24 protein-coding genes are annotated in these 25,914 nt (G+C 24.9%); 17 read left to right on the top strand and 7 right to left on the bottom strand.

The window, feature by feature from the left end; all coding sequences use genetic code 11:
- Positions 1–216: 216 nt before the first annotated feature.
- The gene (gene asnB, locus BGI42_RS10130; protein ID WP_069680194.1) at positions 217–2,061 is read left to right on the top strand and encodes an asparagine synthase (glutamine-hydrolyzing); all 1,845 of its coding nucleotides are present in this window, start codon (positions 217–219) and stop codon (positions 2,059–2,061) included.
- Positions 2,062–2,117: 56 nt separating this feature from the next.
- On the opposite strand, the gene BGI42_RS10125 is transcribed toward asnB, so the two are convergent.
- Positions 2,118–2,417, bottom strand: a complete 300-nt coding sequence (locus tag BGI42_RS10125) for a hypothetical protein (RefSeq protein WP_069680193.1) — start codon at positions 2,415–2,417, stop codon at positions 2,118–2,120.
- 321 nt (positions 2,418–2,738) lie between these two features.
- On the opposite strand from BGI42_RS10125, the gene BGI42_RS10120 reads away from it, so the two are divergent.
- The 8 genes from BGI42_RS10120 to BGI42_RS10085 all read left to right on the top strand — a co-directional run bounded on the left by BGI42_RS10120 (position 2,739) and on the right by BGI42_RS10085 (position 11,249).
- On the top strand, positions 2,739–3,158 hold the full coding sequence (locus BGI42_RS10120; RefSeq protein ID WP_069680192.1) for a YaaR family protein: 420 nt from the start codon (positions 2,739–2,741) through the stop codon (positions 3,156–3,158).
- Between the two features lie 226 nt (positions 3,159–3,384).
- Positions 3,385–4,365: an ABC transporter substrate-binding protein gene (locus tag BGI42_RS10115; protein WP_069680191.1), complete on the top strand. Its 981-nt coding sequence runs from the start codon at positions 3,385–3,387 to the stop codon at positions 4,363–4,365.
- Entirely contained in the window at positions 4,340–5,104 is a 765-nt protein-coding gene (locus BGI42_RS10110; protein WP_069680190.1) for an ABC transporter permease, read from the top strand. Before BGI42_RS10115 ends, BGI42_RS10110 begins: the two co-directional genes overlap by 26 nt.
- Entirely contained in the window at positions 5,094–5,765 is a 672-nt protein-coding gene (locus tag BGI42_RS10105; protein ID WP_069680189.1) for an ABC transporter ATP-binding protein, read from the top strand. The genes BGI42_RS10110 and BGI42_RS10105 overlap by 11 nt, the downstream gene beginning before the upstream one ends.
- 18 nt (positions 5,766–5,783) lie before the next feature.
- Positions 5,784–7,490: an ABC transporter ATP-binding protein gene (locus BGI42_RS10100; RefSeq protein WP_069680188.1), complete on the top strand. Its 1,707-nt coding sequence runs from the start codon at positions 5,784–5,786 to the stop codon at positions 7,488–7,490.
- Between the two features lie 297 nt (positions 7,491–7,787).
- Positions 7,788–8,102 carry a thioredoxin gene (trxA, locus tag BGI42_RS10095; protein WP_069680187.1) on the top strand — a complete coding sequence of 105 codons (315 nt, stop codon included), beginning with the start codon at positions 7,788–7,790 and terminating at the stop codon, positions 8,100–8,102.
- A gap of 16 nt (positions 8,103–8,118) precedes the next feature.
- A complete protein-coding gene (locus BGI42_RS10090) occupies positions 8,119–8,979 on the top strand; it encodes an NAD(P)/FAD-dependent oxidoreductase (protein ID WP_069680186.1) in 861 nt (286 codons plus the stop codon).
- Positions 8,980–9,257: 278 nt separating this feature from the next.
- Positions 9,258–11,249, top strand: a complete 1,992-nt coding sequence (locus BGI42_RS10085; RefSeq protein ID WP_069680185.1) for a fructose-bisphosphatase class III — start codon at positions 9,258–9,260, stop codon at positions 11,247–11,249.
- A gap of 76 nt (positions 11,250–11,325) precedes the next feature.
- Here the strand turns inward: BGI42_RS10085 and BGI42_RS10080 are convergent, their stop codons facing one another.
- Together BGI42_RS10080 and BGI42_RS10075 are read right to left on the bottom strand one after the other, a co-directional pair.
- Complete coding sequence (locus tag BGI42_RS10080; RefSeq protein WP_069680184.1) at positions 11,326–12,834, bottom strand: HAMP domain-containing sensor histidine kinase; 1,509 nt, start codon at positions 12,832–12,834, stop codon at positions 11,326–11,328.
- Positions 12,831–13,505 (bottom strand): response regulator transcription factor, encoded by a 675-nt coding sequence (locus BGI42_RS10075; RefSeq protein ID WP_069680183.1) that lies wholly within the window; start codon positions 13,503–13,505, stop codon positions 12,831–12,833. The genes BGI42_RS10080 and BGI42_RS10075 overlap by 4 nt, the downstream gene beginning before the upstream one ends.
- 181 nt (positions 13,506–13,686) lie before the next feature.
- Here BGI42_RS10075 and BGI42_RS10070 point away from each other — a divergent pair, with 181 nt between their 5' ends.
- Genes BGI42_RS10070 through BGI42_RS10060 form a run of 3 tightly spaced genes read left to right on the top strand, consistent with a single transcriptional unit; the run spans position 13,687 to position 16,690 of the window.
- Positions 13,687–14,928 (top strand): M16 family metallopeptidase, encoded by a 1,242-nt coding sequence (locus BGI42_RS10070; protein WP_069680182.1) that lies wholly within the window; start codon positions 13,687–13,689, stop codon positions 14,926–14,928.
- Between the two features lie 46 nt (positions 14,929–14,974).
- Positions 14,975–15,613, top strand: coding sequence for a recombination regulator RecX (recX, locus tag BGI42_RS10065; RefSeq protein WP_069680181.1), 639 nt, complete (start codon positions 14,975–14,977; stop codon positions 15,611–15,613).
- Positions 15,614–15,625: 12 nt separating this feature from the next.
- Positions 15,626–16,690, top strand: coding sequence for a transglutaminase-like domain-containing protein (locus BGI42_RS10060; RefSeq protein ID WP_069680180.1), 1,065 nt, complete (start codon positions 15,626–15,628; stop codon positions 16,688–16,690).
- A 49-nt stretch (positions 16,691–16,739) separates the two neighbouring features.
- On the opposite strand, the gene BGI42_RS10055 is transcribed toward BGI42_RS10060, so the two are convergent.
- Positions 16,740–17,093, bottom strand: coding sequence for a tetratricopeptide repeat protein (locus BGI42_RS10055; protein WP_069680179.1), 354 nt, complete (start codon positions 17,091–17,093; stop codon positions 16,740–16,742).
- Between the two features lie 192 nt (positions 17,094–17,285).
- On the opposite strand from BGI42_RS10055, the gene BGI42_RS10050 reads away from it, so the two are divergent.
- From BGI42_RS10050 to BGI42_RS16245, 5 genes are all read left to right on the top strand, one after another.
- Complete coding sequence (locus BGI42_RS10050) at positions 17,286–21,590, top strand: 2-hydroxyacyl-CoA dehydratase (protein WP_069680178.1); 4,305 nt, start codon at positions 17,286–17,288, stop codon at positions 21,588–21,590.
- A 287-nt stretch (positions 21,591–21,877) separates the two neighbouring features.
- Positions 21,878–22,309, top strand: a complete 432-nt coding sequence (locus BGI42_RS10045; RefSeq protein WP_069680177.1) for a UDP-N-acetylglucosamine pyrophosphorylase — start codon at positions 21,878–21,880, stop codon at positions 22,307–22,309.
- A 243-nt stretch (positions 22,310–22,552) separates the two neighbouring features.
- Entirely contained in the window at positions 22,553–23,620 is a 1,068-nt protein-coding gene (locus BGI42_RS10040) for a galactose ABC transporter substrate-binding protein (protein WP_069680176.1), read from the top strand.
- 61 nt (positions 23,621–23,681) lie between these two features.
- Complete coding sequence (locus BGI42_RS16250; protein ID WP_192875373.1) at positions 23,682–23,828, top strand: hypothetical protein; 147 nt, start codon at positions 23,682–23,684, stop codon at positions 23,826–23,828.
- 257 nt (positions 23,829–24,085) lie between these two features.
- Positions 24,086–24,229 carry a CPC_1213 family protein gene (locus BGI42_RS16245; RefSeq protein WP_192875372.1) on the top strand — a complete coding sequence of 48 codons (144 nt, stop codon included), beginning with the start codon at positions 24,086–24,088 and terminating at the stop codon, positions 24,227–24,229.
- 77 nt (positions 24,230–24,306) lie between these two features.
- On the opposite strand, the gene BGI42_RS10035 is transcribed toward BGI42_RS16245, so the two are convergent.
- The 3 genes from BGI42_RS10035 to BGI42_RS10025 are packed head-to-tail and all read right to left on the bottom strand — an operon-like array spanning position 24,307 to position 25,777.
- The gene (locus BGI42_RS10035; RefSeq protein ID WP_069680175.1) at positions 24,307–24,768 is read right to left on the bottom strand and encodes a helix-turn-helix domain-containing protein; all 462 of its coding nucleotides are present in this window, start codon (positions 24,766–24,768) and stop codon (positions 24,307–24,309) included.
- Positions 24,769–24,791: 23 nt separating this feature from the next.
- Positions 24,792–25,289: a hypothetical protein gene (locus BGI42_RS10030; RefSeq protein WP_069680174.1), complete on the bottom strand. Its 498-nt coding sequence runs from the start codon at positions 25,287–25,289 to the stop codon at positions 24,792–24,794.
- 14 nt (positions 25,290–25,303) lie between these two features.
- Positions 25,304–25,777 (bottom strand): hypothetical protein, encoded by a 474-nt coding sequence (locus BGI42_RS10025; RefSeq protein ID WP_069680173.1) that lies wholly within the window; start codon positions 25,775–25,777, stop codon positions 25,304–25,306.
- Positions 25,778–25,914: the final 137 nt, after the last annotated feature.

The raw sequence follows: 25,914 nt of genomic DNA, 5'->3' as shown, positions 1-25,914 counted from the left end.
GGTTCATGAAATATTATGTGATATATAAAAAAAAATATGCAAAGTATTTCTAATAAAATAATTTATGTAATAATATACAAAATTTAATTATTCAATAATTAATTATTAAAAATCAAAAGTTTGCACCAAAATTTTTAATTAATCATATTTTATAATGCGAAGTATTGAAGATATAATACTGAAATACAAATTATATTTATATGGGAGATGAACATTATGTGTGGTATTGCCGGATTAGTAAATTTCAAAGAAGATATATCAAAATATAAAAATGTATTAGAAGATATGGTAAAAACATTAAAAAAAAGAGGACCAGATAACAAAGGATATTATATTAATAAAAATGTTTTATTAGGCCATAGAAGATTAGTGGTTGTAGACCCAGACGGTGGTAATCAACCAATGATTAAGATTGTTGAAGGTAATAAATATGTCTTAGTGTATAATGGCGAATTATATAATACAGAAGAATTAAGAAAAGAATTAAAAAGTGAAGGATTTAATTTTGATTCATATTCAGATACAGAAGTATTGCTTACATCATATATATGTTGGGGAAAAAAATGCATTGATAAATTAAATGGAATATTTGCCTTTGCTATTTTTGATGAAAAAAATAATGAGGTTTTTTTAGCTAGAGATCAAATGGGAGTAAAACCATTATTTTATACAATGTGTAATGGGATTTTTATATTTGGATCAGAAATAAAAACAATTTTAGCAAATCCAAGTGTAAAAAGAGAGATAGATGAGGATGGATTAACAGAACTATTTGCATTAGGTCCATCTATAACACCAGGAAGAGCAATATTTAAAAATATAAAAGAAGTAGCACCAGCTAATTGTTTATTAATTTCTAAAAATGGAGATATAAAAACATGGGAATATTGGAGCGTTGAAGCAAGGGAGTTTAAAGAAACAACAGATGAAGCTATAGAGCATGTAAGATATTTATTAGAGGATTCAATAAAAAGACAATTAGTAGGTGATGTGCCAATATGTACATTTCTTTCAGGAGGATTAGATTCATCTGCAATTTCTGCAATAGCAGCAGAAGAATTTAATAAGAGGGGAAAAAAATTAACTACTTATTCTATAGATTATGAGGATAATGATAGATATTTTAAGTCATCATTATTTCAACCTACTTCTGATGAATATTGGGCAGAAGTTATGGCAAAAGAAATAGGAAGCAATCATAAAAAAATCACTTTAAATCATAAAGATTTAGCTAAAGCTTTAAAAGATGCAGTAATAGCTAGAGATTTACCAGGTATGGCAGATATAGATTCATCATTATTATTATTTTGCAAAGAAATTCGTAAAAATTTTGTGGTAGGTCTTTCAGGAGAATGTGCAGATGAAATATTTGCAGGATATCCATGGTATACAAATGAAGAAATGTTTTATTTAGATACTTTTCCATGGTCAAGGTTTGTTAACAATAGAGAGGTTATAATTAATAAGAGGTTAAAAAATATAAGAGTAGAAGATACAGTAAGGTATCAATATGAAAAGTCATTAAGTAAGGTTCCACATTTGGAAAATGAAAACAAAAGAGATTATAGAATGAGAGAAGTGGCATATTTGAATTTAAAATGGTTTATGGTTAATCTTTTAAATAGAAAAGACAGAGTTAGCATGTATAATGGTTTAGAAGTTAGGGTTCCTTTCGCGGATATTAGATTAGTAGATTATGCATTTAATTTACCATCAGAAATAAAATTGTATGAGGGAAGGGAAAAAGGGTTATTAAGAGCAGCTTTAGAAGGAATTCTTCCAAATGAGATTATTTATAGAAAAAAGAGTCCGTATCCTAAAACTCATAATCCTATATATACAGATATAGTTTGTAATATGATGGATGAAATATTACAAAAGAAGTCATCACCTATTCATGAAATTATTGATGAAGATACAGTAAGAAAAATTGTAGAAACAAGAGGGAAATCATATAAGTCACCTTGGTATGGTCAATTGATGACAGGTCCTCAATTAATAGCTTATTTAATTCAAGTAAATATGTGGTTAGAAGAATATAAAATTAATATATTAATTTGATGATAAAAAAATGATTACCATAAATTTTAGGTAATCATTTTTTACTAAATGTTATATTAATATTTAAATTTAATAGAAATTTCTTTAATTTCACCTTTAGAGTTTTTTCTTATATTAAATTGTTTTATATCAGAAAATTCATTATTTAATTGATAAGTTAATTCATTAATAGTAGCTTTAGTTTTTTTAGCTAATTCACCATCTTGAATTACTTTGAATCTAGATTTTCTACAAGTTATTTCTTCATTTTTATCACTTATTAATACAAAGTATTCAGGTGCTTCTTCTATAACTAAATAATCTTTACTTAAAGTTAAATCTTCGCATAAATTATTATCTATACATTTAACTATCATTTAAAATCTCCTCCTAGTATTAAAACTTTAGGCACATTCAAATAAATAACTAGTCAGTATGCCCGTTTATTTTGTGAACTACTTTTTTCTCAGAATATACTATTAGCATAACCTAAGTCATTGTATTTCAAAAAATATCCGTCACATTTTTGATTTATTATTTATTTTCATATGCCTTAACTAAATAGTAGTATAAAATTTTTGGAATTTATACTAGAAGAAATCATAAAAAAAACAATTAAAAATAGTAAAAAATTATAATTTATAGAGAAGTAATGTTTTTTTTGATATAATGATTATCAAAGAAAGGATGGATCAGTAATGGAAATTGGAAGAGTACAAAGGGGTAATGTATCAACTGAAAGAAAAATTGTATCGGAAAAAAAAGATTTTTCTCAAAGTTTTAATCATGCTAGAGAAAGAAAATCAGAAGAACAACTTCGTAAGCTGATGGATGATATTAAAAAAAGAGGAAATAAACTTGTATTAACTAAGACCTATGTTGATGTTGTTATGTATAAAAAAATGATAAAAGAATATTTAGAATCAATATTAAAATTTATGTATGATACCAAAAAAGATATTAGTTTTTGGCAAACTCAATATTTTGTTACTGTTGAAACTATAGATGAGAAATTAGAAGAGCTTACAAATATGTTATTATCTGAAGAAAAAGAAAACTTAAATTTAGCAGCAACCATAGATGAAATTCAAGGGTTAATAGTAGACATATATAGATAAAGTACATATGAGTTTAACACTAATTTAAAATTTTTTAGTGTTAAACTTTATTTATGTTCATGGTATTTCACAAAATATCTGTAGCATCTTTTACTTATTATTTATTTTCATATGCCTAAAGAAAAATTACATTTTAAAATCAAATTATGGATATACTTAATTTGATGGTTTTTTATAATTATTGTGTTATGATGATTATAGTAAAATTTAAGGAAGGTGATGTTTAATGAAGAAATTATCTATATTTTTAATAACAATTTTATCAATATTTATGTTTGTAGGATGTAATAAAAGCAATACTGCAAATTTAGATGAAGTTAAAAAAATTAATTTTGTAGTTCCAGATGGACTTCCAGCAATATCTGTAGCTAAGATGATAAAAGAAAAACCAGAAATTCAAAAAGGATATAGTATAAATTATGATATGGAAAAAGTACCTGAAAATATAGTTACTTCTATAATGAAAAGTGAAGCTGATATAGCAATAGTTCCATCAAATGTATCAGCTATATCTTATGATAAAAATGGAAATTATAAAATAGCAGGAACAGTAGGATTCGGTTCTTTTTATATAGTATCTACTGATGATTCAAAAAGTATAGAGGACTTAAAGGGAAAGGAACTTTACAATATTGGAAAAGGATTAACACCAGATATTATAGCAAAATCTATTTTAAAGAATAATAATATAAATCCAGATACTGATATTAATCTTAGTTATGTAGGAGGAGTAACGGAAATAGCTCCTGTAATTTTATCAGGAAAAGCTAATTATGCAGTATTACCAGAACCAGCATTATCAACAGTATTAAATAAAAAAGAAGGTTTAAATATACTTTTAAATTTAAATGAAGAGTGGAAAAAAGAAAATAATTCTAAATATGGCTATCCTCAGGCCACTGTAATAGTAAAAAAAGATTTAATAGAAAATGATAAAAAATTAGTTGAAAATATATTAAGAGAAATAGAAAATAGTACTTTATGGGCATACAAAGATAAAGAAGCTTTAGGAGATTATTGTGAAGAAATAGGGGTAACAGCTAATAAAGATATAATAATATCTGCAATGGAAAGAGCTAATATAAAATATATTAATATAAAAGATTCTATTAATGAATATAACACCTACTTTAAAAATTTATATGATTTTGATAGCAAAACTGTAGGAGGGAAAATACCAGATGAAGGAATATACATGGAAAAATAGAATTTATATTCTAGCATCATGTTTATTCTTTTTAGCAGTATGGCAAAGCTTAGCCATTTTTATAAACAATGATATATATTTACCTAAAATCCAACAAGTATTAACCGAGATTATTAATATTGTAAAGAAAGATGATTTTAATTTAATGCTTATGAGTAGTTTATATAGATCAATATTATGTTATATTCTAGCTATAGCTTTAGCTATACTTTTAGGGGTACTTACATATATGTATCCCTTTTTTAAATACTTATTAACACCGATAAACTCTTTTGCAAAGACCATACCAACTATGGTATTAGTTGTATTAGTATTAGTTTGGTTTAATAAAGAAAATACACCATTTATAGTTGGATTTGCTATAACACTTCCAATACTATATGAAGGGATATTAGGAAGTCTTAATAGTATAGATAAGAAATTAATAGATATGATGGATATATATGAAGTTTCAATTATTGAAAAAATAAAAACAGTATATTTACCTGTTATAAAATTTCATTTGGTAAGTATATTTGTATCAACATTTTCTTTAGCTTTTAAAGTAGTTATTGCAGGAGAAGTTCATGGACAACCTAAGTATGGAATTGGATCTGCTATACAATTAGAAAAAATAAATTTTAATACTAGTGGAATATTTGCATGGATAGTAATAATTGCTTTATTATCATTAATTTTTGAAATAATAAATAACTTATTTAGAATTAGGGTATATAGGTGGAAGGAAAATGGAAATTAAGATTAAAAATTTAAGTAAAACTTATAATGAAGAGAAAATTTTTGAAAATTTTAATTTAACTTTAGAAAACAGTAAAGTAAATTGTATAGTTGGAAAATCAGGATGTGGTAAAAGTACTTTACTTAATATACTGGCTGGAATTCTTAATTTTGATAATGGTAAGATTTTAGGAATATCAAAAAATGAAGTCAGTTACATATTTCAAGAAGATAGGTTAATAGAATGGCTTACCGTAGAAGAAAATTTAAAGTTTGCTTTGAAGAAATATTATAAAAAATTAGAAATAACTAAGAAAATAGAATCTATTTTGTCATCTCTTAGTTTGGAAAAAGTTAAAGATAAATATCCAGAAGAATTAAGTGGTGGGATGAAGCAAAGAGTGAATATAGCAAGAGCCTTTGGAAAACCATCTAAAGTTATATTAATGGATGAACCATTTAAATCATTAAATTATACATTAAAATATAAAATAATTGATGAATTTAAGAATATCATATTAGATGAAAATAGAATAGTAGTGTTAGTTACACATGATGTTGATGAAGCTATATATTTTAATGGAAATATAATAGTTTTAGGTGAGAGACCAGTTGAAATTAAAGGTGTCTTTAGAGAAAACTTGAAAGATTACAAAAGTGAGATTATTGATTTAATTAAGTAATAAGGGGGAGAGACTTTCATGTTAAAAAAATTTATTGGTTTTTATAAACCATATAAAAAATTATTTTTTATAGATTTAATAGCTGCATTTATATTAGCAATGTGTGATTTAGTTTATCCAATGATGACGAGAACATTAATAAATGATTCGATTCCTAATAAAAATATAAGATTAATAGTAGTATTTGCAATAACTTTATTAATTATATTTTTAATTAAGGCATTATGTGGTTACTTTATGCAATATTGGGGACATGTTGTGGGTGTAAGAATGCAAGGTGATATGAGAAGAGATGTATTTAATCATCTTCAAAGATTACCTAATAAATATTTTGATAATAATAAAACTGGTGATATTATGTCTAGAATAATAAATGATTTAATGGAAATTTCTGAATTAGCACATCATGGACCAGAAGATATATTCATATCAATAGTTATGCTTATAGGATCATTTGTAATATTGTGTACTATTAATATTCCGCTTACGGTATTGATTTTTATATTTATACCTTTTATTATTTTATTTACTATGTATGAAAGAAAAAAGATGAATAAAGCTTTTTTAGATACAAAGGTAAAAACAGGTGCAATAAATGCAAGGCTTGAAAATAGTATTTCAGGAATAAGCATATCTAAAGCTTTTGTTAGTCATGAAGTAGAACAAGAAAAATTTGAAAAGGGAAATAATAAATTTATATCTGCAAGGGAAAAAGCGTATAAAGTTATGGCTGAATATTTTTCAGGTGCAGGATTTGGAATAGATATATTAAATTATGTAGGTCTAATAGGAGGTGGACTATTTACTTTTAAGGGAATAATAGATATTGGAGATTTTATGGCTTATATGTTATATATAAGATTATTTACAGATCCTATTAAGAAGTTAATTAATTTTATGGAACAATTTCAAAATGGAATAACTGGATTTCAAAGATATATGCAGATAATGAATGAATCTCAAGAAAAGAATAAAAAAGGTGCTGTAAAATTAAAAAATGTAAAAGGAAATATAGAATTTAAGAATGTTAGTTTTAGCTATGAAGGTGAAAAGGTGATAGATGATTTTTCAATTAATATAGACAATGGAAAAATGTTAGCTTTAGTTGGACATTCTGGAGGAGGAAAAACAACAATTTGTAATTTAATTCCTAGGTTTTATGATGTTGATGATGGTGATATTTTCATAGATGGAAAAAGCATATATAATGTTACATTAGATTCATTAAGAGAAAATATAGGAATAGTACAGCAGGAAGTATTTTTATTTACTGGAACTATAAGAGATAATATATTATATGGTAAATCTGATGCTAGTGATGGTGAAATTATAAAAGCAGCTAAAATGGCCAATATTCATGAATTTATTGAGAGTTTACCAGACGGATATGATACTTATATTGGAGAAAGAGGCGTAAAATTATCAGGGGGACAAAAGCAACGTATATCAATTGCTAGAGTATTTTTAAAGAATCCTTCTATTTTGATACTTGATGAAGCAACATCAGCTTTAGATAATACAACAGAGCATATTATTCAAGAATCACTTAAGAAGCTATGTGAAGGAAGAACAACTATAGTTGTAGCACATAGGCTGTCTACAATTCAAAATGCAGATGAAATAGTTGTTATAGGGAATAAGGGAATAATAGAAAAAGGAAGTCATGATGAATTAATGAAGTTAAATGGAGAGTATAGCAAATTACAAAAAATAGCTTCTATTTAAAAAATATATATGATAAAGAGAGTTAATGAAATTAAGTTAGATTAAAATGGTACCTATAAACAGGACACTTTGAAAAAAGTGCTTCGTTTATAGGTACTTTGTTATGTATAGAAAATTATATCTATAATAAAGTTTTTAAATATATAATTTTAGAAATTACTAAAGGTTTTTAATTAAAACTTTCAACTAAAAAGTGAATTTATCAATATTTTAATAAGAACAATAGTATTAGTAGGTGAATAGTTTGTATAGAGAATATTAATTTTTAAGTATTTGAAATAATTTAGGAGGAAAATTATGATAAAGCATATTAATGATTCGGATTTTGAAAATGAAGTTTTAAATTGTGATGAATTAGTTTTAGTAGATTTTTGGGCAACTTGGTGCGGACCATGTAGGATGTTATCACCAGTATTAGAAGAATTAGAAGGTGAATTTAAAAATGTTAAGTTTACTAAAATAGATATTGATAAAAATCCATTATCTTCTAGGGTTAATGAAATAAGAAGTATACCAACTATAAAATTATTTAAAAATGGAAAACCAATAGAGACATCAATAGGCTTTTTACCTAAAGAAGATTTATCAGCTATAATTAGAGAAAATTTATAATTTAGGAGTTAAGCTTATGCAAGAACGTTATGATATTGCAATAATAGGAAGTGGTCCAGCAGGTCTGTCAGCAGCTTTAAATGCTAAGATAAGGAATAAAAAATTTATTATTTTTGGAAATAATAATTTGAGTAAAAAATTAGAAATAGCACCTAAAATTAATAATTATTTAGGGTTTTATAGCATAAGCGGTAAAGAATTAAAAGATATATTTTTGGATCATATAAAATCTATGAAAATAAATATAAAAGATGAAAGAATAAATAATGTTTATGCTATGGGTGATTATTTTACTTTGATGAGTAATGGGAAAATATATGAATCTACTACTGTAATAATAGCAACAGGAATAGAATATACTAAAGCACTAGATGGAGAAGAAGAGTTTTTAGGTAGAGGAGTAGGCTATTGTGCAACATGTGACGCACCTTTATATAGAGATAAGGTTGTATCAATAATTTCATATAATAAAAATGGTGAAAGAGATGCTAATTATGTGGGTGAATTAGCTAAAACAGTATATTATATACCTATGTATAAAGGAATATATGATATAAATGATAATATCACTATAATAAAAGATAAGCCTATAAAAATTACAGGTGAAAAAAAGGTAGAAAAATTAATTTTAAAAGAAAATAATTTACAAACAGAAGGAGTATTCTTACTTAAGGATTCAGTATCACCAAAAGAATTAGTTCCGGGATTAAAAATAATTGATGGACATGTTGAAGTTAAAAGGAATATGCAAACTAATATAAAAGGATGTTTTGCAGCAGGAGACTGCACTGGTAAGCCTTATCAGTATATTAAAGCAGCAGGAGAAGGTAATGTTGCAGTATTAAGTGCTATTAAATATTTAGATTCATTAAAATAAGTTAATATATAATAAGAACACATTTTAAATGTTTGTAGTTTAAGGTGTGTTCTTATTATATTTAAATATAAAATTTATAGTGTAAAATATTTAGAATGTATTATATAGAATGTTAAAAATGGCTATTAATGAACCAATTTACACGAAAAAGTATATCATAAAAATAATAAATACTTATCAATGTATACGTAGACAAAAATTGTATAAAATGGTTTAATATTTTATATAAGGGTACTTTAAATATTATGGTAATTAAAATATTATATTTTATGTGAATTATGGAGGGTAAAATGAATAATAATGAACAGGAAGACATTAAGAAGTTAAAATACTTTAAATTACTGGCTAAGCAGTATCCGAATATAGCTTTAGCAGCAACAGAAATTATAAATTTAGAAGCAATACTTAATTTACCAAAAGGTACAGAACATTTTTTAAGTGATATACATGGAGAGTATGAACCCTTTGTTCATGTATTAAGAAATGGTTCTGGAGTAGTAAAAAGAAAGATAAAGGACCTTTTTGGTAAATCTTTATTAGAAAGTGATATTAAAAGCTTAGCAACTTTAATATACTATCCGGAACAAAAATTAGATATAGTATTGAAAGAAGAAACTGATATCGATGATTGGTATAAGATTACTTTAAATAGACTTATAGAAGTTTGCAGATTCTGCTCTTCTAAGTATACAAGATCAAAAGTAAGAAAAGCTTTACCTACAGATTTTGCTTATATAATAGAAGAGTTATTACATGAACAATTTAATGGAATAGATAAAGAAGAATATTATGATAGAATAATAACTACAATTATAGATATAGGAAGAGCAAAAGAGTTTATAATTGCTTTATCAAAACTTATTCAAAGAATGATTATTGATAGGCTTCATATAATAGGTGATATATATGATAGAGGACCAAGGCCAGATATTATAATAGATACACTTATGGATTATCATTCAGTTGATATTCAATGGGGAAATCATGATATGCTTTGGATGGGAGCAGCTGCTGGTGTAAGAACTTGTGTAGCCAATGTTGTTAGAATATCTACAAGATATGCTAATTTAGATTTGGTAGAAGAAATTTATGGAATAAATCTTTTACCTTTAGCTACATTTGCTTTGAAATATTATAAGGATGATTCATGTGAATCATTTATTCCAAAAGTAAAAGAAGAGAATCCATCAGCTAATCAAGATGTTGATTTAGTGTCTAAGATGCACAAGGCAATAACTATACTACAGTTTAAATTAGAAAAGGAAGTAATAGATAGAAGACCTGAGTTTAAGTTAGAAGAAAGGTTATTATTAGATAAAATAGATTATAAAAAGGGAACTATATTATTAAATGGCAAAGAATATAAATTAAAAGATACTAATTTCCCAACTATAGATCCTAAAGAACCATATAAGCTTACCGAGGAAGAATCAATATTGATAGATAAATTAGTATATTCTTTTGTAAATAGTGATAAGTTGCAAAAACATGTTAGATTTTTATTTTCTAAGGGAAATATGTATTTAAAATTTAATTCTAATTTATTATTTCATGGATGTATACCTTTAGATAAAGATGGAAATTTAAACAGTGTTTGTATCCAAGGACAAGAATATAAGGGAAGAAGATTGTTAGAAAAATTCGATTCGTTATCAAGAGAAGGGTATTTTGAAAAAAATGGAAGCGAAGAAAAGCTTTATGGAATGGATATAATGTGGTATTTATGGACAGGGTCAGCATCACCATTATTTGGTAAGAAACAAATGGCAACCTTTGAGAGATACTTTATAGATAATGAAATTACTCATATAGAAAGTAAAACTGAATATTATAAATTAAGGGATAGAGAAGAAATATGTGATATGATACTTAGGGAATTTGGGTTAGATCCCAATGAATCAAGAATTATAAATGGACATGTTCCAGTAAAGAGAAAAAATGGAGAAAGTCCAATAAAGGCTAATGGTAAACTTATAGTTATTGATGGTGGCTTTTCTAAGGCTTATCAAAAACAAACGGGTATTGCAGGATATACTTTGATTTATAATTCTTATGGGTTACAACTAGTTTCACATGAACATTTTTCATCTACTGAAGAGTGTATAATGAAAGAAAAAGATATTTTATCAACAACTCTAATAGTGGAGCAGAAGCTTAAACGAAAAACTGTAGGAGACACAGATATAGGAAAAGAGTTAAAGGATCAAATTAAAGATTTAAAAGAGTTATTATCAATATACAGAAAAGGAATAATAAAAGAAATAAGATAAGGTTTATTTGACCTTATTTTATTTCTTTTATTTCTAGTATATATTTTCATTCTAGAATATATAAATTATATTTAAGTTATTCGGAATTATTATTTACAACAATTTTATTTAGATAAAAATAAAATTCAACTCCATTCTTTATATTTATAAGATTAAATTCGCTATTATGAAGCTTTAATATATTTTTCACTATAGATAACCCAAGACCAGTGCTGTCTTTTGTTCTTTCTCTTGATTTATCAACTCTATAAAATTTATCAAATAATTTTTTAATATCGTCTTCAGGAATATTTGTTCCCATATTTTTTATTGATATTTTAAATTTATCATTTTCTTCATTTACACATATATCTATTAAATTATTAGTTGGTGTATATTTTATTGCATTAGTTATAATATTAGTTATTACTTGATCCATTTGAAAGATATCTGCATAAACATAGCTATATGGATTACTAGAAGTGAAATTTACAGTTAAATTTGCTTCTTCAAATTTTAAGTGATTATTCTTTAATATTTTAGAAATTAATCTATTTATGTTAAAAGATTCTGGTTTTGGTTTGATAGTTCCAGATTCAAGCTTTGATAATTCTAACATATTTTTAACTAAAGTACTCATTTTTTGAGATTCACTAATAATAGTTTCTAAGTAAGTAGTTGCATCATCTCCAGCTACTATTCCATCCTTAAGTCCTTCTGCATAACCTTCAATTATACCTATTGGAGTTTTTAATTCATGGCTTACATTGTCAACAAATTCTTTTCTCATATTTTCAAGTTTTCTTTCTTTTTCAATATCTTCTTCTAACTTTTGATTTTTTTGTTTTAGATCAGTTAAAGCATTTTGCAAATTATTAGATAGAAAATTTAAAGTTCTAGCTAAGTTACCAATTTCATCTTCTCTGTCTATATCACACGAAACAGTAAAATCCATATTAGACATTTTATTTGCTACAGTATTTAAATTGGTAAGAGGCTTAGATATTAAATTAGAATAAATAGAAGAAAGTATCCAGGCTATTATAGTTAAACCTAAAAACACATAGATGTAAAATTCATCTATTATTTTTGAAGCTTCCTCAATAGGTTGAATTGACGAAACTGAAATTATGACGCTATCATTTTGAGATTTTAATGACATAGGAGATATTATTCCAATTTTTTGATTTCCAGATCCTTGCTTGTAAAATCGAGTAACTCTAATTTTAGAAGATTTTATTACATCTAAAATTAAAGTTTTATCATTTATAAGTTCATCACAAAATTTAGTTAATATGGCTATATTATCTTTACTTTCAATTTTACTAGGTAAATACATAAGTTCACCATTAAGAGAGAAAATTGCAACCTTTGAGTTATTGTCGTTTTCAAATTTATCAAGAACTTGATATAAAGCATAATCATCAGTGTTTTGATAAGAGTATAAAGTTTGAATTTTACTTATTTCTTTAACTAAAAAGGAAGTTTTTCTATAAAAATAAAACTTTTCAAATAAGAAAGATTGTGTAAAGTAAATTAATAACAATAATCCAAATATAAGACAAAGAGTTATTATAAATAATCTTTTTGATAAACTATGTTTCATTGTTTAACCTCAAATTTATAACCACTACCACGAACAGTGATTATATATGATGATTTATCTAATAATTTTTCTCTAAGTCTTTTAATATTAGTGTCTACAGTGCGAATATCACCATAGTAATCAATTCCCCATACATTATCTAGTATATTATCACGACTCAAGGCAATACCTTCATTATTTATTAAATAAATTAAAAGTTCATATTCTTTAGGGGATAGAGTAATAATTTTATCATCTACTTTAACTTCATGTGAAAGCTGATTTATACTTAATCCATTGAAATTTTGAATACTTGAGTCTAAGTCATCTCTTGTCCTTTTTAGTAATGCCTTAACTTTTGCAACTAGAACTTTGGGGCTAAAGGGTTTTGTCATGTAGTCATCTGCCCCAAATTCGTAACCTTCAAGTTTATCTTCCTCTTCGCCTTTAGCTGTAAGCAAAATAACAGGAACATTTGATACATCTCTAAGTTTTTCAAGCATTTCAAGTCCATTCATTTTTGGCATCATTATATCTAATATTATTAAATCAATTTTTTCTCTACTAAACTGAAATAAACCTTCTTCACCATTTGATGCTTCAAAAATATTAAAACCATCTTTTAAAAGATAGTCCCTAATTAAAAATCTAATTTTAAGTTCATCTTCCACAATTAAGATTGATTTTTTCATAATTTATATTTCACTCCTTTAAAATTAGAATTATACACTTTTTATATATTTTAGCATTACTTTAAGAATATATCTATATAAGAGTAGCTTTATATTAATGAAGTTTAAATAATGTGTTATAATTTTATTTTAGATATAGAATATATATATATTTAGTTATAATTTAATAGGAGAAGAATGAATGATAAAATTAAATTTTGATATAAAGAGGCATAAGATAAAAAATGGTTTAGATGTAATAACTATAAAGAAGGACACACAAATAGCTTCTATAAATATAGGAGTTAAAGTAGGAGCATTATATGAGAGTTTAGACGAAAAAGGCATAAGTCATTTTATTGAACATTGTTTATTTAAGGGAACATATACAAGAAATGATGAAGAACTTAATAGTGATTTAGAGGCCTTAGGGGGAGAATATAATGCATATACCGATTATGAAGCTACTGTGTATACAATTAGCTGTTTAATGGAAGAATTTAAAAATAGTATATCTATATTGAGTGATATGATTATAAATTCAAAATTTGAAGAAAATGAAATAGAGAAAGAAAGGGGAGTGATTTTAGCTGAAATAAGAATGGGTAAAGATGATTTAGAAGATTATAGTTTTAAGAATGTAAATAATATAGCATTTACTAAAAGCCCTTTAAAGTATGAAGTTGCAGGTCTTGAAGAGAATGTTATGAAATTTACAAGGGAAGATATTAAAAACTATTATGAAAAGTATTATACGCCTAAAAATTCATTAATTACAATGGTTTCTTCATTAAGCCATGATGAAGCAATAAAATTAATAGAAGATAATTTTGGAAATTGGAGTGGAGAAAAGCCAGAAAAAATAAATGTTATTAAAGAAAAAAATAATAAGATAATAAAAACCACATACAAAAAGGATATAGAACAAAGTACAATAACTTATTTGTATACTTTTAATGATTTGGAAAAAGAAGATGAACTACCTCTACGAATATTAAATCATAGACTTGGTGAAAGTGCCAATTCTCTTTTATTTAGAGAAGTACGAGAAAATAGAGGACTTGCTTATGATATATATACTAATTTAGAAATAAGTAGTAATATAAAAACAATATATATATATACTTCTGTAGCGGAAGAAAATCTAGAAGAAGCTAAAGGTGCAATAGAAGAAACATTAAATAATATTATTAATGGAAAAATTCAAATTGGTGATAGGGATTTAGAGGTTATGAAAAAAGTTCATAAAACTGCAGTAATTTCAACATTAGAAGATTCTTTGGAACTTTGTAATTATATATTACATCAAGAGCTAGAAGGTGAAGATATATTTGAATTTGTAAAAGATATGGAGAGATTAAATAATATTGATAAAGCTAAGATAAATGAAGTTAGCAAAAAAGTATTAAAAAATCCAACTATTCATATATTAAAGTCTAGTTAATATACAAATAGTTTAAATTAAAAATAGATTAAGGTGAGAATTTTTAATGGAAAAAATAACGAAATTAGAAGTACAAAAAAGAAATAAAGAAAGAGTTAATGTATTTCTAGATTATGAGTATGCATTTTCTATAAGTACTGAACTCATATATAAAGAAGGAATTAAGGTAAAAGACGAAGTAAATTCAGAAAAACTTAAAGATTTAGCTAAAAAAGATGGTATTATAAAATGTAGAGAGGCTGCAATAAGAACTATAGAAAGAAGCTTAAAAACTGAAAAACAAGTTAGAGATAAGCTAAATTTAAAGGGATATGAAGAAGAAGCAATAAATAAGTCAATAGATTTTTTAAAGAAGTATAATTTTTTAGATGACAAAGATTATGTTAAGAAATTTATAAAAGATAAGTTGAAATCTCAAGGTAGTAATAAAATTAAGTATTCTCTTATGCAAAAAGGAATAGCAAAAGAGTTGATAGAAGAAGAATTAAATAGTATAGACAAAGAAAACGAGAAGGAAATAGCACATTCTTTAGCTTACAAAAAATTAAATAATCTAAAAAAAACTGAAAATGATAAATATAAATTATCTAATAAGCTGTATAGATTTCTATTATCAAAGGGATATAATTATGAGATTATTAAAGAAATAGTTAAAGAAATAATTGAGTTTGAATTTGTAGATTAAAGGAGAAAGGAAATGGAAAAAATTCTTTTATACAAAATTATAATTTTTGGTATAATAGGCATGTCAATACTGTTTAGCATAATAAAGTCAGTAAGAAATTCTGATATTGATTATATTATATCTCCTATAATAGACACAATAGCAAGCATATTGACATTTGTGCTGATTTTGCTAAAATATGAGAATATTAATAATATATTATTATACTGTATTAAAAATATTTTAGGAGATTTATACTTAAATAATGGAATAATCAAAATAATTGGAATTATAATTTTGTTTATAATTATTAAATTTATAATAAAATTTACAATTTCAATAATACAATCAACTATTTTTAGTGGTGGAAAGAAAGTTATAAATGAAAGTAAAACTTTATTAATTATTTTTTCAGTTATATTTGGTATTGTTAGGGCATGTATTTTTATATTAATATTATTTGTTCCAATAATAATGTTTAATTCTATTCAGAATAATCCTTATAAAATAAATATTTTTAATGATTTCTCTGCTTATAACAAGGTTGAAGAGATTATAGATAAAAATAAATCAAAAATTGTAAATAATGGATTGATTAAAGATATAGCATCTAATAGAATTATCTATTATAATGGAGTTACATTAGATGAAGGGGTAAAGTCTAATAATGCGATTAACGAAAAGGCAAAAAAAATAGTCTCATCAAGTAATAGCGACAGAGAAAAGGCGAAAAAATTATACTCTTGGATTGGCTCTAATATAACTTATGATTATGATAAAGCTAGAAGAGTTTTAAATTCAGAAAATGTAAAAAATAGCGGAGCTATATGTGCATATGAAGAAAGAAATGGTATATGTTTTGATTATGCCTGTCTTTATGTAGCTATGGCAAGAGCCACAAATTTTAAGGTGAGATTAGTAACTGGGGAAGCTTATAATGGAGAAAATTATATAAGTCATGCATGGAATGAAGTATATTTAAGCGATGAAAATAAATGGATTAAAATTGATCCAACATTTTACAATGCAGGAGATTATTTTGATTCTAAAAATTTTAGTGATATACATATAAATGATAATATTGCTGGGGAATGGTAGGTTAAGAGGCATATTTATAATATACTTCTTATAAAATATAAGAAGTATATTATTTTTTTGATAGTTTTGATAGTATTAAGTTTATAGCTTTTTCACAATCATTATCATTATTATTAATTGCCCAAGCAACATTAAAAAATTGAAGGGCTTTATCTAATTTATTTTTCATTGTATAGCAATAACCTAAATTAAAATAATATTTACTTTGATTTTGAATAGTAATAGCATTTTTTAACATAGTTATTGCTTTATCAAATTCTTTTAATTTAATAAAACAAACACCAGCATTATAATATGAACAAGCCTCATTTTGTTTTTGAGTAGCAGATTTTTTATAACAATCAATGGCTCTTAAATAATCTTGAGTATTGTATAATTTATTTCCTTCATTAAAATAGTTCATTTTAACCTCCAAATACATTATTTTATAAGTTATTAAAATAAAAACAAATATACTAATTAAATACATTTAAATTATAGACATGTAGAATAACTACTATACATAAATGAAATAAAATTAAAATAATAATGTTGTATACAAATAAAAATATTAATAGAGAGTTTGTATTTTAATTTAGAGTAGGTGAATTTAAAGATGAAGAACTATAGAATAGGGTTAGATATTGGATCAACAACAGTTAAATTAGTTGTTCTTGATAATAAAGACGAATTAGTTTATAGCAAGTATAAACGACATTATTCAGATATAAAAAATACCATTATAAAATTAATAGAAGAAGCATATAAAGTATTTGGAAATATTTCTTGTACATTATCTGTAACAGGCTCAGGAGGTCTTTCAGTCTCTAAGTGGCTTAATATAGAGTTTGTACAAGAAGTTGTTGCATGTTCAAAAACAGTTGAAACTGTAATCCCTGAAACAGATGTTGTAATAGAATTAGGTGGGGAAGATGCTAAAATAACTTATTTTAGAGGTGGACTTGAGCAAAGAATGAATGGAAGCTGTGCAGGTGGAACAGGTGCATTTATAGATCAAATGGCTGTTTTATTGAATACTGATGCAAGTGGATTAAATGAATATGCTAAAAGTTTTAATGTTATATATCCAATAGCTTCACGATGTGGAGTTTTTGCTAAGACAGATGTACAGCCTCTTATAAATGAAGGTGCAAGTAAAGAGAATATTTCTGCATCTATTTTTCAAGCTGTAGTAAATCAAACAATAGGTGGACTAGCATGTGGAAAACCTATAAAAGGAAATGTTGCCTTTTTAGGAGGACCATTATTCTTTTTATCAGAATTAAGACAAAGATTTATAGAAACATTAAATTTAAAAAAAGAACAAGTTATTTTCCCTAAGAATTCTCAATTATTTGTTGCACAAGGAGCAGCATTATTATCTAAAAAGAATAATTTTATAGACCTTGAAATTATAGTAAAAAAAGTAAAGAGTTTATCTAAAATAAAAGATGATAATGTAGATAGGTTAGATGTTTTATTTAAAAATGAAGAGGAATATATAGAATTTAAAAAAAGACATGAAAAATCTAAGGTAAAAAGAGGAGATTTAAATACTTATAAGGGTAAAGCATTTTTAGGTATAGATGCAGGTTCTACAACTACTAAAATTGCATTAATAAATGACAAAAGTGAACTTATATACTCTTTATATGAGAGCAATGAAGGAAACCCACTTAAAAAAGTGATACAAATGTTAAAGGATTTATATTCAAAATTACCTAATGAAGTTGAAATTGTAAATGCTACTGTAACAGGTTATGGAGAAGCTTTAATTAAATCAGCACTACATATTGATATTGGAGAAATAGAAACAATTGCTCATTATAAAGCAGCGGAATATTTTTTGCCAGGAGTTAATTTTATTTTAGATATTGGTGGACAAGACATGAAATGCTTAAAAACAAAAAACGGAGCAATAGATAGTATATTATTAAATGAAGCTTGTTCGTCTGGATGTGGTTCTTTCATAGAGACATTTGCAAAATCATTAAACATGAAAATTGAAAATTTTGCAAAAGAAGCAATTAAATCCAAGGCACCTGTTGACTTAGGTTCAAGATGTACTGTTTTTATGAATTCAAGAGTTAAGCAATCTCAAAAAGAAGGTGCTGAAGTTTCTGATATATCTGCTGGTTTATCATATTCGGTAATAAAGAATGCTTTATTCAAAGTTATTAAATTAAGAGATGAAAAAGATATTGGCGATAAAGTAATAGTACAAGGTGGAACATTTTATAATGACGCCGTTCTTAGAAGTTTTGAACTTGTTTCAGGCAGAAATGCAGTTAGACCAGATATAGCAGGGCTTATGGGGGCTTTTGGATGTGCAATAATATCAAAGGAAAGATATCTTGAAGGAACAAAATCTAAAATTTTGTCTAAAGATAAAATCGATAAATTCAATATTACCACAGTATTCAAAAGATGTGGGAAATGTGGAAATAACTGCCTTTTAACTGTTAATAAATTTTCTACTGATGAGGAATTTATTTCAGGTAATAGATGTGAAAGAGCACTTGGAGTAAATAAAATTAAAAATGACATTCCTAACTTATATAAATATAAGTATAAAAGAACATTTAATTATATTTCTCTTAAAGAAAGTGAAGCTAAAAGAGGGGTAATAGGAATTCCAAGAGTGCTAAATATGTATGAAAATTATCCATTTTGGTTTAAAATTTTAACTTCTCTTGGATTTAGTATAAAATTATCACCTTCATCAAGTAAAAAAGTATATGAAAAAGGAATAGAAACAATACCATCTGAATCAGCATGTTATCCAGCAAAATTAGTTCATGGGCATGTAATGTCACTTATAAATTCAGGAGTAAAAACTATTTTTTATCCTTGTATACCATATGAAAAGAGAGAATTTAGTGATGCAGATAATCATTACAATTGTCCTATGGTAACATCATATCCAGAAGTAATAAAAAATAATGTTGATGAATTAAAAAATAAGAATATAAAATATATAGCACCTTTCTTTTCTTTAGATAATGAAAAAGAATTAGCTAAAAGAATAGTTGATGAATTTAAAGATTATAATGTCACATTAAAAGAAGCAGAATCAGCTGTTTCTTTAGGAATGAAAGAAATGGAAATATATAAAAAAGATATTCAAAAAAAAGGTGAAGAAGTTTTAAAATATCTTAAAGATAACAATAAATATGGAATAGTTTTATGTGGTAGACCATATCATATAGATCCAGAAATAAATCATGGAATTCCTGATGTTATAACTTCTTATGGAATGGCTGTACTAACAGAGGATAGTATATCGCATTTAGGAAATTTAAAAAGTAAACTTAGAGTTGTAGATCAATGGATGTATCATTCAAGATTATATAGAGCAGCACAAGTAGTAGCCGATAGCAATAATCTTGAAATTATACAGTTAAATTCTTTTGGCTGTGGATTAGATGCAGTAACAAGTGATCAAGTTTCTGAAATTGTAAGTTCTAAAGGGAAAATATATACTTTGCTTAAGATAGATGAAGGAAATAATTTAGGAGCAGCAAGAATTAGAATTAGATCCTTAAAAGCAGCAATAGAAGAAAGAATAAGAAAAAATTATAAGCCTGTAGATGAAAAAATAGAATATAAGAATCCAGTATTTACAAAAGAAATGAGGAAAAATCATACAATACTTGTGCCACAAATGTCACCAATTCATTTTAAATTAATCCAAGAAGCAGCAAGGGCTAGTGGATATAATGTTGAAGTATTACCTTCTATGGATACGAAAGCAATTGAAGAAGGATTAAAGTATGTAAATAATGATGCGTGCTATCCATCTATAATAGTTATTGGTCAATTGATTAATGCACTAAAATCAGGTAAATATGATTTGAATAATACATCAGTTATGATAAGTCAAACTGGTGGTGGATGTAGAGCAACTAATTATATAGGATTTTTAAAAATGGCTTTAAAGCATGCAGGATTTGAAAATATACCTATAATATCTTTGAATGCAGTAGGTATGGAAAAACAACCAGGATTTAAAATTACTTTTAAATTTTTAAATAAATCAATTATGGCTTTAATATATGGTGATTTATTTATGAAAACTTTGTATAGAACTAGACCATATGAAAAAGAAAAGGGTTCTGCTAATGCTTTATATGAAAAATTTAATAAAAAAGCAGAAGAAAATATAAAGACTGGTAGTAAAAAAGAATTTGAAAAAAATATAAAAGAAATAATAGAAGCTTTTGATAAACTACCATTGTTAGATATTAAGAAGCCAAAAGTTGGAGTTGTAGGAGAAATATTAGTTAAATTTCATCCAACAGCTAATAATGATATAGTGGGAATATTAGAGAGAGAAGGAGCAGAAGCTGTAGTTCCAGATTTATTAGACTTCTTCTTATACTCAGCATATGACGATGTTTTTAAACATGATTATCTTGCTGGTAGTTTAAAAAACAAAATAATTAGTAAAGTTGCAATAGGTTATATTGAAACATTTAGAAAATGTATGAAAAAATATTTGGATAAGAGTGAGAGATTTACATCACAAAAACATATAACAGAATTAGCTAAAATGGCATCGCCGATAGTGTCTCTTGGAAATCAAACTGGTGAAGGATGGTTTTTAACAGCAGAGATGATTGAATTAATTGAGAGTGATGTTAAAAATATAGTGTGTATGCAGCCATTTGCATGTTTACCTAATCATGTTACAGGAAAAGGAATGATAAAAGCACTAAAAGAAAAATATCCTGAATCTAATATAGTTGCAATTGATTATGATCCTGGGGCATCAAATGTAAATCAATTAAATAGAATTAAATTAATGCTTTCAGTTGCATTTAAAAATATAGAAAATAAAGATTTATTATGTAAGGACATAGAAACTAATCAAGAAAAATTAAAAAAAGAGGTCAGTTTAACACTAGAAAAAAATAATTAAATATAAATAAAATACTTTGATACTTATATTTATCAAAGTATTTTATTAGTTTGATTATATTTAAATTAGTTTCAGGTTAAGCACATTCTAATAAATAACTAGTAAGTATGATAGCTTGTTTTGTAAACTATTTATTTCTTGAAACTTACTAATATCATAAATATTAGCATAACCTAAGTCATTGTATTTTACAAAATACCCGTTGCAGCTTTGACTTGTTATTTATTTTAATATGACTAAGGTATACGTTAAATGAACTTATTGGAAAATGAAGAGGTGAACGTTAAATGAAATTAGAATTAACAATATTTCAATTAGGACAAATTTTGAAAAAATTAGAAACAAAATATGAATTAAATTTGCTAGTTAAATCAAATTTAAGTGGTGGATGGATGACATTTACAGGAAATGCTATTATAGAAAAAGTACCAGCATTAACTTTAGGTTGCAATAATAAAGGAAATAATATTATAGATATAAAAATAAAGAACAGTAAAGATAATGATGATAAAGGCAATATAATAAAAATTATTGGAGCTAAAGGAAGGAAGTTTAATGTAGATATATCTCCTACTAAATATATAGAGTTGTCTTGTAAAAATAAAATAGATGAAAATGAAATAAAAGTTAGTGAAAAAGAATGTAAATTACGAATTGATGAAAATATTATATTTACTATAAAAGATAGTATGGATGAAATTATAGATATTATAAAATAAAATTATTTAAAAATATTATTATGAAATACCTTGTTAAATATTAAGACTGATTTTAGTATTTAACGGGGTATTTATTGTTTTTATGGATAATTTAATTTAACAAACTAATAATATTAATAATATTAGTTTTAGTAGTATAGAAAAATATAAATTTAGATAGTGTAAAGTACTTTATGAAAAAACTATATTTGAAAAGTAAATACTAAATAATCAATATAAGTAAAATTATATGGAGGCAGGTTTATGATAAAAAAGACTTTAAACATTAGTATAGTATTTATTATTATTACTTTAATATTTTTAGGATGTAGTAAAAATATAATAATTACTAATAATTTAAAAGTAGAAAAATCGGCTAAAATAGGAGTGTTATTATATAAATTAAGTGATGAATATATTTCTTTAGTAAAAAAAGACTTAGACGAAATTCAAAAGGAAAACAAAGGAACAGTAGAATTTGTTTTTCTTGATGCTAATGGGGATCAAAAAAAACAAAATGAACAGATAGACAAATTATTACAAGAAAATATAGACCTTTTATTAGTGAATTTAGTTGATACAAGTGAAGAGTCAACACAGATAGTAATTAATAAGATTAAAGAAAAGAACATTCCAGTAATCATGTTTAACAGAGAACCAATAAGTAAAATTCCTATAAAATCTTATGAAAATGCTATTGTTTTAGCAAGAGAACCAGAAGCAGGAATTTTACAAGGAGAAATTGTATCTAATTTATGGAAAAATGAAAGATTTAAGATAGATAAAAATAGAGATAATATAATGCAATATGTCATATTAGTTGGTGAACCTACTAGTATAGATGCTATTTCTAGAACTAAGTATTCCATTGAAACTATTAAGAATAATGGAATAAAAATTGAAGAACTTGCAAGGAGACCTGCTAATTGGGATAGAAACTTAGCAAAACAAGCTATGACTTCATTACTTTATCAATATGGTAATAAGATTGAAGTTGTAATTGCAAATAATGATGAAATGGCTATAGGTGCTATTGAAGCGTTACAGGAACAAAATTATAATAAGTATGATAAAAATAAGACAATTACTGTTGTTGGAGTTGATGCAATACCAGAAGCACAAGAATTAATAAAAAAAGGATTTATGGCAGGAACTGTTTTTCAAGATGCTAAAGAAGAAGCAGTAGTTCTCTATAATTTAGGTATGAATTTGATTTCAGGTAAAAATGCTATTGAAAATACAGAATATAAGTTTGATGATTCAGGAGTTACAATTCGCTTACCGTATCAGCCGTATACTTATAATTCACAAAATAACATTAATAAAAAATAATATATTTATTAGAATAAATTATAATTATAAGAACATTATATTAATGAGTGAGGTGAGATAAATGGATAATAACAAAAACAGATTAAAAGATAGACCAAAGTCTAATGCTAAACGTAGAAAGATGGATCCTAAAGATAATTCTGATTTAGGAATTATTGATGGTAAAAAAATAGGAGCTCCACCACATAAGGAAAAAGATCATTTTTAAAAAGATAATAATATCTAATTAAAAAAGAAAGTATAGTTAAAAAATATCTAATAAGATTTAGCTATACTTTTTTTAGTTTAGGTATTTTTTAATATATAAGCTGCCAACTATATTTAATTAGTAACAATAAAGAATAAAATATAATAATTATTAAAATATTAATACCATTTAAAAATATAATTAAAAAATAAATTAAAGTAACATATAAAAAGTATAAATTAAGTACAAGTGTATATCATAAAATTGAGGTGATATTAATGAGTAACAAAAGTAATAAAATGAAAGCAAAAAATGAAAGAAAAAAGAAAAATGTAAATCATAATCCTCAGGCTGAAAGTGTAAAAGCAGTTTTTGGAGAACCAAAAGCAAAAACATATGATCCAACAGACTTTAAGATTTAAATAAGAAAAGAATTAAAAGATAAAACATGAATAAATTTAATTTGTTCATGTTTTATCTAAATACATGTAAAATATTTTTATTTTATATTAAAATTAAGGGTATAAGTACCCTCTAACCATTTATCTAAACCTTTTTCAGTAAAAAAACATCTGCTTTTACCAACTTGGAAGTGGGGGATTTTAGATTTAGGATCATTAACTACTTTCCATAATTCATCAGGAGCAATGCCTAAATAAGTAGCAGCATCTTGAATTGATAAAGTATGTTGTGAAACAGATTTATTTTCTTTATTGTTAGATGAATGTAGAGAATTTAATGAATATGATAGGTTAGAGACTTGGTTAGATATTGAATGAAATCCTCTACTACAAGAATATTCTAAGCTTTGTATACTGTTGCTTATAATTATAGCATTAAGCAAAAAACAAAGGGAAAATATAATTATTGCAATATAGTATTTTGTATCTTTATTTAAATTGTTAAATTTATTTTTATTTGAAGTATTAGATTTATTTAAGTTGTTTTTATCATTACACAAAACAAAACCTCCTATCTATATTTTTAAATATAATTAATAATAGGACAAAAATTAAAAAGAATGGTTATATTATAGTAAAAAGTTCTTTTATTTATACAATAAAGCTCTATATTTTCTAAGTAATATGAAATATTATATAAATTCTTACTAACTATTTCTTCAATATTTATATTATTAATAGTATCGGGAAGAACTATATAACAAGAGCTTAATATTTCTGGAAATGAAAAAAAGAATACATTACTAAACGTATTATAGCCAATATATTTTAAGTTCTCCTTTAAGGAATAATTAATAAGTAAAATTTTATTATTCAACATTTGTCCTTCATTAGATACTAATTTATTACTTGAAAAAAGTTTGACTGAATTTAAACATACATTGCTAAATAAATTCATTGGTTTTTTTATATCTTCAAACTTATCAGGAAGTAATATATAATCACTTACACTAGTTTCTTTAAAATATTTAATTTCTTTTGAATTTTCTAAATTGGCCTTAAAAATATTGTTTAAATCCACATCTATATCCTCCTTTAGAGATTGGCCTCTACATATAATGTAAAAGTTAAATAGATTTTTGAACTATCTAATTGGGTACAATCTATATCTATTATATTAGTCGATAATGTAATATTAGAATTACAAGAAAAATATTCTGGCAATTGTATAGATTCAACAAAAAACTCTCTAGATTTATAAATGCAAATTTTATTTAAATCATTATTTAGAACATATTGAATAGAAAAATCAATATTACCAGTAAAAAATAATTTATTACCAGTAAAGATACATCCCTCACATGAAGTACCTTTTGGTGTTTTTATAATATTATGATTTAATATGTTAATATCAGACTTAATTTGAATTATATTTTCTATATGATAATCCTTAATTTTTATCTTAGCTAAATGAAACACGTTAAATAATTTAAAGTTAGAGGTACTATATTTATAAGGGGAGGATATACCAATATATTTTATTGAATGTGTATTTAAGCTATTCTCCAATTTAAGTTCATCTCCTTTTATATATGTTTACTATTTATTTTATGAAAATAATACTAATTTAAGTATCTTTAAGCATATATTTTTTAATATGAGAGGAAGTTTACAAAATAAAAATTAATATGTAATTATATTTATCA

The organism is Clostridium taeniosporum, assembly GCF_001735765.2.
GTDB classification, from domain to species: Bacteria; Bacillota; Clostridia; order Clostridiales; family Clostridiaceae; genus Clostridium; species Clostridium taeniosporum.
This window is presented reverse-complemented; position numbering and strand designations above follow the sequence as displayed.

Excerpts from the sequence above, each read along its gene's own strand:
- BGI42_RS16250 (WP_192875373.1), top strand. The coding sequence starts at position 23,682 with ATGGATAATAACAAAAACAGATTAAAAGATAGACCAAAGTCTAATGCT.
- BGI42_RS10120 (WP_069680192.1), top strand. The coding sequence starts at position 2,739 with ATGGAAATTGGAAGAGTACAAAGGGGTAATGTATCAACTGAAAGAAAA.
- BGI42_RS10125 (WP_069680193.1), bottom strand. The coding sequence starts at position 2,417 with ATGATAGTTAAATGTATAGATAATAATTTATGCGAAGATTTAACTTTA.
- trxA (WP_069680187.1), top strand. The coding sequence starts at position 7,788 with ATGATAAAGCATATTAATGATTCGGATTTTGAAAATGAAGTTTTAAAT.
- BGI42_RS10100 (WP_069680188.1), top strand. The coding sequence starts at position 5,784 with ATGTTAAAAAAATTTATTGGTTTTTATAAACCATATAAAAAATTATTT.
- BGI42_RS10080 (WP_069680184.1), bottom strand. The coding sequence starts at position 12,834 with ATGAAACATAGTTTATCAAAAAGATTATTTATAATAACTCTTTGTCTT.
- BGI42_RS10050 (WP_069680178.1), top strand. The coding sequence starts at position 17,286 with ATGAAGAACTATAGAATAGGGTTAGATATTGGATCAACAACAGTTAAA.
- BGI42_RS10090 (WP_069680186.1), top strand. The coding sequence starts at position 8,119 with ATGCAAGAACGTTATGATATTGCAATAATAGGAAGTGGTCCAGCAGGT.
- BGI42_RS10045 (WP_069680177.1), top strand. The coding sequence starts at position 21,878 with ATGAAATTAGAATTAACAATATTTCAATTAGGACAAATTTTGAAAAAA.
- asnB (WP_069680194.1), top strand. The coding sequence starts at position 217 with ATGTGTGGTATTGCCGGATTAGTAAATTTCAAAGAAGATATATCAAAA.
- BGI42_RS10110 (WP_069680190.1), top strand. The coding sequence starts at position 4,340 with ATGAAGGAATATACATGGAAAAATAGAATTTATATTCTAGCATCATGT.
- BGI42_RS10040 (WP_069680176.1), top strand. The coding sequence starts at position 22,553 with ATGATAAAAAAGACTTTAAACATTAGTATAGTATTTATTATTATTACT.
- BGI42_RS10060 (WP_069680180.1), top strand. The coding sequence starts at position 15,626 with ATGGAAAAAATTCTTTTATACAAAATTATAATTTTTGGTATAATAGGC.
- BGI42_RS10055 (WP_069680179.1), bottom strand. The coding sequence starts at position 17,093 with ATGAACTATTTTAATGAAGGAAATAAATTATACAATACTCAAGATTAT.
- BGI42_RS10070 (WP_069680182.1), top strand. The coding sequence starts at position 13,687 with ATGATAAAATTAAATTTTGATATAAAGAGGCATAAGATAAAAAATGGT.
- BGI42_RS16245 (WP_192875372.1), top strand. The coding sequence starts at position 24,086 with ATGAGTAACAAAAGTAATAAAATGAAAGCAAAAAATGAAAGAAAAAAG.
- recX (WP_069680181.1), top strand. The coding sequence starts at position 14,975 with ATGGAAAAAATAACGAAATTAGAAGTACAAAAAAGAAATAAAGAAAGA.
- BGI42_RS10105 (WP_069680189.1), top strand. The coding sequence starts at position 5,094 with ATGGAAATTAAGATTAAAAATTTAAGTAAAACTTATAATGAAGAGAAA.
- BGI42_RS10115 (WP_069680191.1), top strand. The coding sequence starts at position 3,385 with ATGAAGAAATTATCTATATTTTTAATAACAATTTTATCAATATTTATG.
- BGI42_RS10075 (WP_069680183.1), bottom strand. The coding sequence starts at position 13,505 with ATGAAAAAATCAATCTTAATTGTGGAAGATGAACTTAAAATTAGATTT.
- BGI42_RS10085 (WP_069680185.1), top strand. The coding sequence starts at position 9,258 with ATGGAGGGTAAAATGAATAATAATGAACAGGAAGACATTAAGAAGTTA.